General features: G+C 64.5%; 13 protein-coding genes. 5 read left to right on the top strand and 8 right to left on the bottom strand.

Annotated elements, in window-relative coordinates; translation table 11 throughout:
• Window positions 1-115 precede the first annotated feature (115 nt).
• Both ACNJYB_RS24405 and ACNJYB_RS24410 read right to left on the bottom strand, forming a co-directional pair.
• Complete coding sequence (locus ACNJYB_RS24405; RefSeq protein ID WP_439368944.1) at window positions 116-601, bottom strand: phasin; 486 nt, start codon at window positions 599-601, stop codon at window positions 116-118.
• A 429-nt stretch (window positions 602-1,030) separates the two neighbouring features.
• A complete protein-coding gene (locus tag ACNJYB_RS24410) occupies window positions 1,031-1,417 on the bottom strand; it encodes a COG4315 family predicted lipoprotein (RefSeq protein ID WP_439368945.1) in 387 nt (128 codons plus the stop codon).
• A gap of 145 nt (window positions 1,418-1,562) precedes the next feature.
• Between ACNJYB_RS24410 and ACNJYB_RS24415 the strand changes: the two genes are divergently transcribed.
• Window positions 1,563-2,069, top strand: coding sequence for a GNAT family N-acetyltransferase (locus ACNJYB_RS24415; protein ID WP_439368947.1), 507 nt, complete (start codon window positions 1,563-1,565; stop codon window positions 2,067-2,069).
• A gap of 122 nt (window positions 2,070-2,191) precedes the next feature.
• Window positions 2,192-2,494, top strand: coding sequence for a hypothetical protein (locus ACNJYB_RS24420; RefSeq protein WP_439368949.1), 303 nt, complete (start codon window positions 2,192-2,194; stop codon window positions 2,492-2,494).
• A 77-nt stretch (window positions 2,495-2,571) separates the two neighbouring features.
• Here ACNJYB_RS24420 and ACNJYB_RS24425 read toward each other — a convergent pair whose 3' ends face one another.
• The 5 genes from ACNJYB_RS24425 to ACNJYB_RS24445 form a co-directional block, all read right to left on the bottom strand.
• The gene (locus ACNJYB_RS24425; protein ID WP_439368950.1) at window positions 2,572-4,497 is read right to left on the bottom strand and encodes a DEAD/DEAH box helicase; all 1,926 of its coding nucleotides are present in this window, start codon (window positions 4,495-4,497) and stop codon (window positions 2,572-2,574) included.
• Window positions 4,498-4,782: 285 nt separating this feature from the next.
• Window positions 4,783-5,367, bottom strand: a complete 585-nt coding sequence (locus ACNJYB_RS24430) for a hypothetical protein (RefSeq protein ID WP_439368951.1) — start codon at window positions 5,365-5,367, stop codon at window positions 4,783-4,785.
• A gap of 15 nt (window positions 5,368-5,382) precedes the next feature.
• Window positions 5,383-5,895 (bottom strand): hypothetical protein, encoded by a 513-nt coding sequence (locus ACNJYB_RS24435; RefSeq protein WP_439368953.1) that lies wholly within the window; start codon window positions 5,893-5,895, stop codon window positions 5,383-5,385.
• Window positions 5,896-5,999: 104 nt separating this feature from the next.
• Complete coding sequence (locus ACNJYB_RS24440; RefSeq protein ID WP_439368954.1) at window positions 6,000-6,422, bottom strand: VOC family protein; 423 nt, start codon at window positions 6,420-6,422, stop codon at window positions 6,000-6,002.
• Window positions 6,423-6,570: 148 nt separating this feature from the next.
• A complete protein-coding gene (locus ACNJYB_RS24445; protein ID WP_439368956.1) occupies window positions 6,571-7,722 on the bottom strand; it encodes a zinc-binding dehydrogenase in 1,152 nt (383 codons plus the stop codon).
• A gap of 306 nt (window positions 7,723-8,028) precedes the next feature.
• On the opposite strand from ACNJYB_RS24445, the gene ACNJYB_RS24450 reads away from it, so the two are divergent.
• From ACNJYB_RS24450 to ACNJYB_RS24460, 3 genes are all read left to right on the top strand, one after another.
• Window positions 8,029-9,219, top strand: coding sequence for an MFS transporter (locus ACNJYB_RS24450; protein WP_439375637.1), 1,191 nt, complete (start codon window positions 8,029-8,031; stop codon window positions 9,217-9,219).
• A gap of 130 nt (window positions 9,220-9,349) precedes the next feature.
• Entirely contained in the window at window positions 9,350-9,961 is a 612-nt protein-coding gene (locus ACNJYB_RS24455; protein ID WP_439368957.1) for a PilZ domain-containing protein, read from the top strand.
• Between the two features lie 330 nt (window positions 9,962-10,291).
• The gene (locus tag ACNJYB_RS24460; protein WP_439368959.1) at window positions 10,292-10,918 is read left to right on the top strand and encodes a transglutaminase-like cysteine peptidase; all 627 of its coding nucleotides are present in this window, start codon (window positions 10,292-10,294) and stop codon (window positions 10,916-10,918) included.
• A gap of 117 nt (window positions 10,919-11,035) precedes the next feature.
• Here ACNJYB_RS24460 and ACNJYB_RS24465 read toward each other — a convergent pair whose 3' ends face one another.
• Window positions 11,036-12,757, bottom strand: a complete 1,722-nt coding sequence (locus ACNJYB_RS24465; RefSeq protein WP_439368960.1) for a CYTH and CHAD domain-containing protein — start codon at window positions 12,755-12,757, stop codon at window positions 11,036-11,038.
• Window positions 12,758-12,947: the final 190 nt, after the last annotated feature.

Genomic DNA, 12,947 nt, shown 5'->3' on the forward strand with positions numbered 1-12,947 from the left:
GTGATTTCCTCCACTTGGAATCACCTCAACAGTGAGGGAGGCCGCAATCGGCTGGACGGCTTCTCTTCTTGCGGAGACGCTCGCCCAGCCGATCCGCGCGGCCAACCGCTTCGATTCAAGCAGCGCTACGCAAAACCCGGTTGAGGCTCTGCTTGATCGGCTCGGCCGTTTCCGTCGCGACCTTCTGGGCGAGGTCCCAGAGTTCGCGGTTCTGAGCCGAAGTTGCTTCCAAGGTCTTGCGACCGTGGGCGGTGGAGAGGTTGACGAGATCGGCAAACGACCTCGCATCGGCAAGCTGAGAAATGAAATCCAGCGTGGAGGTGGTATTGGTGTGGGAAATTTCGGCGAGCTTGATGCCGTAGTCGGCGGCACGCTTGGCATTGGTCGAATAGGCATCGCAGAGAGCTGCCGTGACTTCCTCCGAAGTCGCCCTCACCTTCGCAAAATTTGCCTGGGCCCGTGTGGCGCCCTGCTCGGCGAAACTGCCGAACATCGTCTGCATGTTGAAGAACGGTACGTCGAACTGGAACTTTGCGCTTCCGTTGGCCCCCACCTTTTCCGGGGCTGCATTCGTCTCGACTTTCACATTGGCATCACTCACGGGCTTTCATCCTTTCAGGCGAAACTAGATCACGGATTGAAGACTCCCCGAGGCGTCGCGGTGCATGCCGCACCAGGACACCAATAGCTACTTTTCAACATAGTGGGATTGTTGCTGCGGATAACCGCCCCGTCCCCCTTGCAAGGCCAACTATGACCGAAGAATGTGCCCGGTTCGGTTCGCTTTCAGACTCTCAGCGCGAATTTGTTCAATTGACGCGGCGCAGCGGCGCAGATTGCGTTTCTGCATCATTGAAGTTGCTGCGGTCGCATGCGCCAACTTGAGATGAGCGCACCAATGCGCTGCGGCGAAGCAAATGATCGCGCGGGCGACATGATCCTTCTTGCCGGATTTGCGTCAATTCCCGCTCCGCTCCGGCCCGATGCGCCCGCCTCCGCAAGACGGCGCACCGGGTCTGTGCGCCAACCGTCAGGGCATCGCCAGATGCCAGGCACCGTTCAAGAAGCCATCGCCGGTGATGTCGCCGGGCTTCTGATCCTTGGCGAATGTGTACAGCGGCTTGCCCTTGTAGGCCCATTGCCGCGAGCCGTCGTCGCGCGTGATGATGGTGTAGCCGTCGCCGGGGGCGTCGCTCGCCTCGGCCTTCAGCACCGGCCAGTTCGTCGCACACGGCCCGTTGCAGGCCGACTTGCCGTCCGCATCCTTGTCGAAGGTATAGAGCGTCATGCCCTTCGCGTCGGTGAGCACATTGCCCTTGTCGGTCTTGCCGGTCTTGGTCGGCGGCGCGGCGAAGGCAGCGGGAACGATCGCGAGCGAGACGGCGAGCGTGAGTGCGAGTCGGATCGAAGACGTCATGGTATCTCCTGTCATGCAATTGGCTTGCATGGGTAGGACGCCGCGCGAGGTGCCGTATTCCTGCGCGAGCGGCAACGATATTTTTCGCTGCGCACACGAGCGCGGCGGAATAAACTGGAATGGGTGAGACGAAACGGCGACGGACATGAGCAAGCCGCATTGGCGTCCCGCGCGCGCCTCCGACCTTTCCGCGATCAGCGCGATCGCGGCGCGCATCCATCCCAACCTTCCGGAACGACCCGAGGTGTTCGCGGAAAAGATGCGGCTCTATCCCGATGGCTGCCGCACGCTCATTGCGGACGACGAGACCGTTGGTTATGGCCTCGCGCATCCCTGGAAGCAGCACCCGATTCCGCCGCTTGATGTCTTCCTCGAACTCATCCCAGACGATGCCGATTGCATCTATGTGCACGACGTCGCCGTGCTGCCCGATTTCCGCGGCGGCGCGTCGCGGGCTTACGTTGCCGATATCGAGACACTGGCTCGTGCGTCGGGCATCGCGGCGCTCGCGCTGGTCTCGGTCTACGCCACGCGGCCGCTGTGGGAGCGGTTCGGCTTTCGGCCGGTAGCAGCGGATGCGCAATTGCGCGCAAAGCTCGCATCCTACGGCGACGGTGCGACCTACATGCTCCGCGACCTCGCCGCGACGTAACGCCCAGGCCCATCCGGGCTCACGCGGGCGTGAAGCAGCGCCTCGAACCGCTTTGGGCCAAGTCCCGTCGAAGAACCGTGCGGACCGTTCCGGTCTCGCCGAACCGAGACTGGAGAACGTCCATGAAACTCACACTGTCCGAAGTTGCCTTGATTGCGTTCGCCGCGACGGCTGCGTTCAGCGCGACCAGCGCCAACGCGGCGCAGTATCGCACCTATGGCTGCGAGTTCGCCTTCTTCGAGGGCTGTGCCGGCCTGATCGATGTGCCGAACCAGGGCGGCGGGCGCCGCGTCGCTCGCCTCACCCATGATGTCTCACCGATCTACATGAAGCAGACCGATCCTCGCTACAATACGTCGCTGCGGGAGGCCGGTGGAGGCGGAGGTGGCGGAGGTGGTGGTGGCGGCGGTGGCGGCGGCCGCTGAGCTCACACCGGGCTTTTCGGGTGATGCCGCCGATCCAATCCGACGGCATCATTGCTGTTTGCCTCGCCTGGCGCCGCTCAGCCGCGACGCTTCTTCTTTGATTTCTTTCCGGGCGCGCCCTTGACCGGCCACGGCGTGACCGAGGGCTCTGCGCGGCCGGGCTTGTTCTTGTGCCGCTTTTTCTGTCCGAAAGACGATGCATCGTCGAGTTTCGGCTTGCGTTCGCCGTCCCGCGGGTTGAATCCCGTGTCGCGCGGCCTATCGTCGCGACGTTCACGATGAGTGCCGTCGCCTCTCTCGTGCCGGGGTGCATATGACGGCTCCTCCGAAGGGGCGTGCCTTTGCGGTGCCTCCGCCATCGGCTCGATGCGGATGCTGTCCTCCTTGTCCGGACGCTTGATCTTCGCGGCAAAGGACTCAGCGACCCGCTCGGAAATCTCGAACTCGGTGGTGGTGTCCATGATCTTGATGGCGCCAATGTCGCGCTTGTCGATGCCGCCGCGGCGGCAGATCATCGGGAGCAGCCAGCGCGCCTCCGCATTCTTGCGCCGTCCGATCGCGGCGCGGAACCAGACGCTGCCCTCTGCCATGGCGTGCTTCGAGGACGCTTTTCCGGATTTTGATCGCGGCTTGGCGGGACGATCGTCGCCACCTTCAAACCTCTCGCGATCGTGACGCGGCCGGCCGGCCCGTTCGCCGGCATCGATGATGTCCTCGGGCGACGGCAACCGCGCACGATAAAGCCGCGCCAGCGCGGCGGCGATGTCCTCGGCCGACCTCTCGGCGAGCAGCGCCTGCGCCAGGGTCAGATCGTCGGGAGTCGTCTCGTCGGTGAACAGCACGTCCTTCATGCGCTCGTGATCGAGCTTGCGGATTTCGTCTGGCTGAGGCGCCGTGCCCCACTCGGCGTCGATGCCCGAGAGGTTCAGCAACAGTTCCGCACGCCGCCGCCGCGCGGGCGGCACCAGCAGGACGCTCGTCCCCTTCCGGCCCGCGCGCCCGGTGCGACCCGAGCGATGCTGCATCACTTCCGCATCATTGGGCAGGTCCGCATGGATGACCAGGTCGAGGCTCGGCAGATCGATGCCGCGGGCGGCAACGTCGGTCGCGACGCAGACGCGGGCGCGACCGTCGCGCAGCGACTGCAGCGCCAGGGTCCGCTCGTTCTGCGTCAGTTCGCCCGACAGGGCGACCACGGCAAAGCCGCGCTCCAGCAGCGCTGCCTGCAAATGCCTGACGGCGTCGCGCGTGCTGCAGAACACCAGCGCGCTCGGCGCTTCGTAGAAGCGCAAAACGTTGACGACGGCATGCTCGACATCGGCGGGCGCGATGCGGATCGCGCGATACTCGATGTCGGCATGACCGCCCTCGTCGCCGGCGACCTCGATCCGGAAGGCGTCGCGCTGATACTGCTTCGCCAGCGCGACGATGCCGCGTGGAAACGTCGCCGAGAACAGCAGGGTGCGGCGCGTCTCCGGCGTGGTCTCGAGGATGAATTCCATGTCTTCCCGAAAGCCGAGATTGAGCATCTCGTCGGCCTCGTCGAGCACCACGGCGGCGAGTTCGGATATGTTGAGCCGGCCACGCCGCAGATGATCGCACAGCCGCCCGGGCGTGCCGACGACGATGTGCGCGCCGGCAGCGAGCTCGCGCTGCTCGCGCCGCGGATCCATGCCGCCGACACAGGAGACGACGCGCCCGCCTGCATGCCCATACAGCCAGGCCAGCTCGCGCTGGACCTGAAGCGCGAGCTCGCGGGTCGGCGCGACGATCAGCGCGAGCGGCGCACCAGCCTGCCCGAACTGCTCGGCATCATCGAGCAGATTCTTGGCAATCGCCAGTCCATAGGCGACAGTCTTGCCGGAGCCGGTCTGGGCCGAGACCAGAAGGTCGCGGCCGGTGGCTTCGTGGGCGAGCACCGCGAGCTGGACCGGCGTCAGTGAATCATAGTTCCGCTCGGCCAAAGCTCGGGCGAGCGGCGGGGTCAGGGCCGGAAGAGACACGGGATGAAGAACCTTGGTTGATTCAGGCGCGCAAAAGGTGATCTGGCGGACCTGAGCTGGCATGCGCGGCAATGGGCCTGGCCGCACGCTGGCGATTTGATTGGGGGCTCTTTACGCCATGTGTTCTGAAATCACCATGCCTGTGATGCATGGCTTTCCGGAGAGAACCGCGCCTGAAGGTTGCGTGGATTTTTGTGACCACCTGAATTGACCTCGGATGCAACCGGGTTCTGACGCCGGGTCCCGGGACCCGAGGGAGGCTGGATTCCGTTGCCATATACTCCGTCATTGCGAGCGCAGCGAAGCAATCCGGAGTTCCGCCGCGGAAAGATTTTGGATGCTTCGCTGCGCTCGCAATGACGACGTTGAGACACTGTCGGGAATGACCGCGTGACGTCCTCCGTCGAACGCACCTGCGGCGACTGCACGCTCTGCTGCAAGTTGATGGCCATCGAGGCGCTGGCCAAGCCAGCGAACGCCTGGTGCCAGCATTGCAAACCCCGCCACGGCTGCGCGGTCTACGCCGCGCGACCCGCTGAATGCGCGGATTTCACTTGCCTGTGGCTGGTCAACGATCTCCTCGACGAACGATGGAAGCCAAAGCGGTCGAAGCTCGTCCTGACCACCTCGGAGGACGGCATCGAGGTTCGGTGCGACCCGGGCGCTCTCAACGCCTGGCGCAGGGAGCCCTACGCCAGCGACATCCGCGCCTGGGCGGCTGAAGGCGAGCGCAACGACATGACGGATCGTGCGAGAGATCGAAGGCACCAAGGTCGTGGGCGCGAGGGTGGTGAAGGAGAGCGATTGACCGGCTGCGAGCCCTTGTCGCGTCCGGGCGAGCTCTCTGTGGTGCCCAACGGTGTCGAACATCGCCCGGTCGCGCGCCTAATCCCTGGAGGCGGCCAGCTTGCTGAAGCTGCCGACCAGCCGGGCTTTCGCGCGCACAACAGTGTCCTTGGCCGCGCGGGCCAGGGCCCGGATGGCACGCCAGGCCTCGGTCGCCTGCAGCCACGCCTTCGCCGCGGCGTATTTTCCGTACGCCCAGGCAAAAGCGGGAATTCGCATCAGCTTGTCGCGCGTGAGATGAAACAGGCGCTCGACCAGCACGAGCTTGAGCAATTCGCCGACGATGAATGTCGCCGCACCGCTCACGAACTGACCCGTCGCAGCGAAGTAGGCTGCCAAGGGCTTGATCGGCTCCAGAATGATGACGGGTACTGAAAACAGGGCGAGCGAGGGATACGGCGGCAGCGATTTGATCCAGGCGCGCAATCGCCTGAATTCGAGATGCCGCCCGATCCAGCGGGCGATCGGCCTTGCCACGGCCATGAAGACCGCATCCACCAGGAAGTAGATCGCAGCCAGGATGTAAGTGACGGGTTTCAGGATTCGCTTCACGATACCTCTCCCGCGAAATGAAAGCCGGAACTTGGGCCTAAGTTTCACCTGGGCGTGAATAGTTCGGGGATATCCGGTGGAACTTTTTGGGCGTCGGCTCTCGGTCAGATCTCCGCATAGACCTCCAGAAGGTTGCCGTCTGGGTCGCGAAAGAACAGCGTGCGATGCCCGAAGGACTGGTCCGTCGGCGGCGAGAGCAGCGCCACGCCCTGCCGCGCGAGCTCGTCGGCGCATTGATCGACCTCGGCTGCGGAGACCCTGAAGGCCAGTTGCAGCGAGGCGCTACCCGCCGGGGTCGGCGGATCGGACGCGGTCCGGCTCGGTCTTGCCAGCGCCAGCGTATTGGGCCCCAAGGTGTACTCGATCCAGTTCGGCGAGAGCTCGCGCGAGAGCGGAAAGGCGAGGATGTCTTCGTAGAAGCGGCGCATCGCGGCCATGTCGCGGACGAAGACGACGGTGTAGTCGATCGCGCCGATGGCGTGGAAGGGAGAGCGGCGGTGTGGGCCAGCAGTCTGCTCGTTTGTCATTTCATCGCTCAATCCAAACTCAAAGGCGTAGCCCGCATGAGCGAACCGACATGCGGGAAATCATCCACAAGCTCCCTGGATCTCGCTCCCGCCTTCGCTCGTGGAGCTACGGCGGACAAGTCGCTTCATCCGGGCTACAGCCTTTACTTCACTCCACCAATTCCGGCCAGGGCACGATGGTAGACTTCACCGTCTTCATTGTCATCGCATCCTTCACCGCCTGCGCGACACCCTCTTCCGTGAACGGATAGATCGTCTGCATCTTCAGCCACGGATATTTGTCACGCGCGCGGTAGAGCATGTCGACGCCGAGCGGCAGATCGTTGCCGGTGAAGCCCCAGGATCCCAGCACGTTGAGATCCTTGGTGCAGATGCGATGCCATGACGTGTCGATCGAGCCGGCGTCGGTGAACTGGCCCATCTCGACATAGGTGCCGCCGTCGCGCAGCATCTCGATGCCTTCGGGGCCGGCGGTGGGATGGCCCGAGCAGTCCATCACGAGGTCGGCGCCGAATCCGCCGACGATGTCGCGCACACGATCGATGCGCTCCCGAGGTGATTTCAGCTCCTCGATGTTGACCGTCGCCTCCGCGCCGAACTCGCGCGCGAGCTTGAGCCGCGGCTCCTCCGGGGCGCCGACGCAGATGACGCGCCCTGCCCCCATCTCCTTTGCGGCGGCGACCGCGAGAATGCCGATCGGACCCGAGCCCTGTATCACCACGGTGTCACCCCAGGAAAAACCGCCGGCGCGCGTAGCGCGGTTGAAGGCCCGGATGCAGGAGGTCAGCGGCTCGGACAGCGCGCCGAGGCGCAGCGACATGTCGTCGGGCAGCTTGTAGATCTTGGTGCCCGGCAGCATCTCGAGATCGACATAGACATATTCGGCCCAGCCGCCCCACATGTGCGGCGCCTTGTCGAAGCCGAGATAGCGGCCGTAATAGACCGGCGTCAGGCACTTGTTCGCGGTCTGCGGATAATGGATGCAGTAATAGCAGCGACCGCACGGCATCAACGGGGGGATCATCACCTTCGAGCCGACGGTCAGCGGCTTGCTCATGAAGTCTTCGGTGAATTCCTCGCCGCATTCGACGATGACACCGCCGAGCTCGTGGCCGAGCGTGAACGGCCAGGGCAGCGGCTTCGGCCAGTGTCCTTTCAGGATGTGCAGGTCGGTGCCACAGACCCCGCAGGCGCCGACCTTGATCAGCGCCGCCTTGCGGCCGACCTTCGGCCAGGGCACGGTGCGGATGACGGGTTCGCTTCCCGGCCCGGCGTGGGTGCAGACGCGGATTTGCTCCATGGTGTGTCCTCGCTGCCCGTCTGTTATGATTGATGATGCGGGCTGAGGCGAAGCGTATGTGAGATGCGCGGTCGTGCCAAGATGCAGTACCCGCATGAGCGAAGCGACAGGCGGGTAGATGTGTTTCCGGATATCGCTTCGCTCATCCGGGCTACAGCAGCAACGCTGCATAGCCGCTGTTCGAGCCCACTTAAGTGTCTTGAGCCTCCACCTGCGACCGTGTACGGACGGTTGAAATTCCGCCCAGGTGCCCGCTTGAATCCCCTTCCGAAAAACCCCGTGGCCGCGTCCGGATCGTTCGCGGCGATGAAGTCCGTGCCGTACCGGCTCCAGTTCATCGCCTATGTGCTGGCGATGATGGCCGACAATATCGAGCATGTGATCAGCTATTGGGTGGTGTTCCAGAAATTCCATTCGCCGACGCTGGGAGGGTTTGCCGTGCTGTCGCACTGGCTGCCGTTCCTGCTGTTCTCGGTCGCCGTCGGCGGCCTCGCCGACCGGTTCGATCCGCGCCGGATCATCCAGTGCGGCATGCTGCTGTTCATTGTCGCTTCGGCCGGATGGGGCTTCTTCTTCCTGACCGACACGATCCAGATGTGGCACGCGATGCTGCTGCTGGTGATCCATGGCTGCGCAGGCGTGTTGTGGCAGACGCCGAACCAGCTGCTGCTCTACGACCTCGTCGGTCCCGCCGACCTGCCGAGCGCAGTGCGGCTGAACGCGATGGCGCGCTATCTCGGCATCCTGGTTGGGCCCGCGGTCGGCGGAATCATCATGCTGACGCTCGGCCCCTCGCACGGCATCATCTTCAACACGCTGTTCTATCTGCCGATGCTGCTCTGGCTGTTCTGGGCGCCGGCGCGGGACAAGAGCCTGGCGGCGCGACGCTTCGCGGTGCGCGGCCTTGCCGACATCATGCTCACGATCCGTGCCATCGGCACGCAGCCGGTGCTGACGGCGATGACATGCCTCGCCGGCCTCACCTCGTTCATGATCGGCAATGCCTATCACGCCCAGATGCCGGGCTTTGCCGGCGATCTCGGCCATGGCGATCCCGGCGTTTCCTACAGCGTGCTGCTCGCAGCCGATGCTGCCGGCGCGCTGCTCGCCGGCATCGCGCTGGAGTCCTGGGGACGCCTCAAGGGTACGCCGCGCACCGCGATCACCCTCGCGATGCTCTGGAGCGTGGCGCTGCTCGGCTTTGCCGCGGTGCGGATCTATCCCGTCGCGATCATGCTGCTGTTCTTCGCGGGCTTCTTCGAGCTGTCTTTCAACACCATGGCGCAGGCCCTGGTTCAGCTCAACGCGCCGCACGACATCCGCGGGCGTGTCGTCGGCCTTTATAATATGGCCGGGCTCGGGATGCGGGCCTTCAGCGGCATCACCGTCGGTGTGTTCGGCGCGGCGATCGGCATCCACTGGTCGCTCGGGCTGTCGGCCGCCGTGCTGTTGACGCTGCTGCTCCTGCTGTATCGGCGGGGGACATCGACGGCTTGACCGGTCCGCTCGGGAGGTGGCTTTTCGATCGTCTGTCGGTAACAGGCGCGCCCGATCCTAACGCGGCATTAACCCTGTGCACCTTAGGGTCGTGCCGGACTCCGCCCGGGCGGGGGGTCGGGTGTTGAAAATGGCGTTGGCGAACAAAAAATTTCTTCCGGCCGCCGAGGAACGTCGGCGTTTCCAGCGGGTGAAAGTGCACCTGCTCGGCCGTTACATGCTGCCCGACCGCCGGGAATTCCCCTGCCAGGTCATCAACATGTCGCCGGGCGGCCTTGCCCTGCTCGCCCCCGGCATCGGCAATGTGGGCGACCGCGTGGTCGCCTATCTCGACCATATCGGCCGCGTCGAGGGCAAGATCACCCGGATCATCGACAATGGCTTTGCCATGACGATCGGGGCGACGCCCCGGAAACGCGACAAGCTCGCGGCACAGCTGACCTGGCTCGCAAACCGCGACATCCTCAACCTGCCGGAGGACCGCCGCCACGACCGTATCGTGCCGCGCAACCCGATCGCGGTGCTGACGCTCGAGGACGGCACCAAGATGACCTGCCGCATCATCGACCTGTCGCTGTCGGGCGCAGCCATTGCCGCGGAGAACCGCCCGCCGCTGAAGTCGACGATTTACCTCGGCCGGGTCCAGGGCCGCGTGGTCCGAAACCTCGAGGACGGCTTCGCGCTGGAGTTCATGCACGAGCAGCCGGCCGAGACACTCGAAGAGAGCGTTACCGCGCGGTAAAGCGCAACTGCGTCAAAACCACCGGTTTTCCAGCCCTGAAGGCGGCCTCCCTGACACGGATGCCGCCTTTTTCATGCGTTGGCGGCGTCGCCAAGCCGGTTAACGCTGGCCGCCCGTGCGCGTGCAAAGGGCGGTTCCGCCAGCGTTTCCGCGTTAATCGATAAAGTTTGAATCAATTGCAGTAATATCGAATTTTACGTGAATTCTATTCAAGTATAGGTCAAATTCGCCGCGCATTTTACTTGTATTCGTCTCGACTTGACTTGGTCGACTTAGCGGCAGCTCAAAAGCTCCGTGCCAAATGTGGCCCAACAAGAAACGGGGGCCGCAATGTTTGATTTCAGGGGACAGGGGAAGGGACTGGCGATCGCCGCCATGCTCTTCGGGATCAGCGCGACGGTGCAGGCCGGCGAAGGCCGACTGCTCTACGCGAGCCTCGGCGACACCACGCGTGCGCCGATCGGCTGGGTCGAATTCTGTGCGGACAATGCCGCGCAGTGCCAGGGCGGGCCGACGCAGCCGCGCGACATCGTGATGTCGCAGACGGCGTGGCGGGACCTCGTCAAGGTCAATCGCTGGGTCAACGAGACCGTCAAGCCTTTGACCGACCAGGAGCACTGGGGCGTGATCGAGAAGTGGTCGCTGCCATCGGACGGTTACGGCGACTGTGAAGACTATGTGCTGTTGAAGCGCAAGATGCTGATGGATGCCGGCTGGCCCCGCGAGGCCCTGCTCATCACGGTGGTGCGCGACAAGAAGGGCGAAGGCCACGCGGTGCTGACGGTGAAGACCGACAAGGGCGAGTTCGTTCTCGACAATCAGAACGAGAACGTCGTTGCCTGGACGGAGACCGGCTACCGCTTCGTCAAGCGCCAGTCGCAGAGCGATCCCAACGTCTGGGTCTCGCTGGGCGATACCAAGCCGGCGGTCTCCACCGCCAGCGCGAAAGATCAGTAGAGACAAAAGAACGAGTTACGCGACCCGGTCACATCCCCACCCCTCCCCGTCCCTGACCGGTTCGCGCGCGGCCAGGCTTCCCCCAAAGCCTGGCCGCAACTTTTTTGGGATGGGCGATCAGCCCGACCACGGCACGCGCGCCGCGGTGAAGTCCCGCCAGCTGTCCTGCAAGGACTGGTGCGCGTCGATCGATGCGCGCGCCTGCCAGCCGGCGACCGCGGCGGCCGCAACGGCGCTGTCGCGATCTTCGGCGCCGAGCCCGTCGAGCAATGAGGCCGTCACCGCCATGTCGTTGAAGGCACCGAGCTCCTCCTGCAGGCTGGCGAGCCTGCGGGCGAATTTTCGCGCGGACTTTCGATCGTCGAATAGCGGCAGCAGGAACTCGCCGAGATAGCGCAGGCGCTTGGCCGCGAGCCGCAGCCGGTGCACCTCGTCGACCGAGAGCGACTTGAAGCGGCGGCCGCGCTTGAGCACCTTGGCGTGCTGCTCCGACAACACGCGCTGGGCGAAGTTGACGGCGGGCTCGGCGAGCCGGCCGAGGTCTTCCGGCGCGATGTCGTTGCGCCAGCCGCGCGTCTCGATCCAGCCGCCGAGACTGATCAGGAAGACGGCACAGCGGCGATCATCGAGCGCAAGGTGCGCCTTGCGATAGGCCTCCGACTGACGCTGGGCTGCGAGCCGCTCCAGCGCATCGAAGCCTGCGACCGAAGGACAGGCTCTTGCGATCGCCGGCAAGGTGTCGAGCTGGAACACGTCCCAGTCGCGGGCGGCGGACAGGTTCTGCGCCAGCCATTTGGCTTCCGACCGCAGCGTATCGAGATTGGAGAGCGCGCCGGCCGAGCGCATCAGATCGAGCGCCGACCGCAGCCGACGCAGCGAGACGCGCAGCTGATGCACGCCTTCGGGATTGCGGGCGTCTTCGGCCGCCGGCAGTGACTCCAGCAGATGAAGGAAGCACGAGCGCAGGATCGTCGCGAAGGCCTCGTCGAGCGTCACCGACGGACCGAGCCGAAGCTTGCGCGGCCGGCCCGCAGGAGGCGCCTTGTTGGCTGCGAGATCGAAGCCGCGCGCGGACTTGCTGCGGATGGACGGCTTCACCGCGCCATGCTCCGCAAGCCGCAACGCGATCTCGTAGATCGTGCTCGCGCTGCCGCTCTTGAGCTCCAGCTCGATCTCGCTCACCGGCAGCAACCGGTCACCTGCGGTCAGCTGGCCCTGGTCGAAGGCGATCTCGACCGTCCCTGACGGCAGGTCGACCATGCGCGTATGCCGATGAATATCGGCCGTGAAGACTGCTTCGAGCGGCTGCGTTTCGAGCTGCCCGCGAAGCTTCTCCGGAATGAAAGGCATCGCCAGAGCGGGATCGGGGTCGAGCGAGGGCACACTCGCTTCCCACTCGCCGCGGCGCAGCGGATCGTCAGCGGCGTCGGTCTTCACGGTTTGCACGAAGCGCGTGCCGCTCTGGCGTACGCGCAAGCTCAGCCCGGCGCGACGGAGTGCCCGCTCGGGCGTGTCGTAGTAGATGGACTTGAAGCGTTTTTTCGTGCCCTTGTTGCGTGCGTTCGCCGCGATGACCGGCGCAGTGCAGAAATGGGCCATGCGATCGGCATCGACGAGAAGCTTGAGCTCGATTTCGCTGGCGGGACGCGCGATGGCGCTTGCCTGAGGTGGCTCCGATGCGGGCGCCGCGTCTTGCAATGGCGCCCGATCGATCGCAGCGCTCTCGACGTTCGCAGGTTGCGCGCCAGACTCGGCTGCGTCACGTTGCCTGACGAAGCCGGCGATGACTTGCGTTCCCTTACCGTCCTTAGGGACAGGATTCCCGTCCGGCACGCTCATGGTCTTGCGAGCCGGCGTAGCGTCTGATTTTAGCGTTTCCGGTGACATGACAGTTCTATGACAGAGCGCCAGCATATAGCTCGCGCGGTCCGCGATGAATAGTAACCTTGCGCTGCAATGTGTGATCGTCCACGTGAGGTGCCGGGAGCAACCCGACGAGGTTTGTCACAAACCGGTTCCACGACCGAAA

The organism is Bradyrhizobium sp. SMVTL-02 (genome assembly GCF_051853005.1).
In the GTDB taxonomy this organism is placed as follows: domain Bacteria; phylum Pseudomonadota; class Alphaproteobacteria; order Rhizobiales; family Xanthobacteraceae; genus Bradyrhizobium.

Excerpts from the sequence above, each read along its gene's own strand:
- ACNJYB_RS24465 (WP_439368960.1), bottom strand. The coding sequence starts at position 12,757 with ATGAGCGTGCCGGACGGGAATCCTGTCCCTAAGGACGGTAAGGGAACG.
- ACNJYB_RS24450 (WP_439375637.1), top strand. The coding sequence starts at position 8,029 with ATGAAGTCCGTGCCGTACCGGCTCCAGTTCATCGCCTATGTGCTGGCG.
- ACNJYB_RS24420 (WP_439368949.1), top strand. The coding sequence starts at position 2,192 with ATGAAACTCACACTGTCCGAAGTTGCCTTGATTGCGTTCGCCGCGACG.
- ACNJYB_RS24460 (WP_439368959.1), top strand. The coding sequence starts at position 10,292 with ATGTTTGATTTCAGGGGACAGGGGAAGGGACTGGCGATCGCCGCCATG.
- ACNJYB_RS24430 (WP_439368951.1), bottom strand. The coding sequence starts at position 5,367 with ATGTTCGACACCGTTGGGCACCACAGAGAGCTCGCCCGGACGCGACAA.
- ACNJYB_RS24410 (WP_439368945.1), bottom strand. The coding sequence starts at position 1,417 with ATGACGTCTTCGATCCGACTCGCACTCACGCTCGCCGTCTCGCTCGCG.
- ACNJYB_RS24445 (WP_439368956.1), bottom strand. The coding sequence starts at position 7,722 with ATGGAGCAAATCCGCGTCTGCACCCACGCCGGGCCGGGAAGCGAACCC.
- ACNJYB_RS24440 (WP_439368954.1), bottom strand. The coding sequence starts at position 6,422 with ATGACAAACGAGCAGACTGCTGGCCCACACCGCCGCTCTCCCTTCCAC.
- ACNJYB_RS24455 (WP_439368957.1), top strand. The coding sequence starts at position 9,350 with ATGGCGTTGGCGAACAAAAAATTTCTTCCGGCCGCCGAGGAACGTCGG.
- ACNJYB_RS24415 (WP_439368947.1), top strand. The coding sequence starts at position 1,563 with ATGAGCAAGCCGCATTGGCGTCCCGCGCGCGCCTCCGACCTTTCCGCG.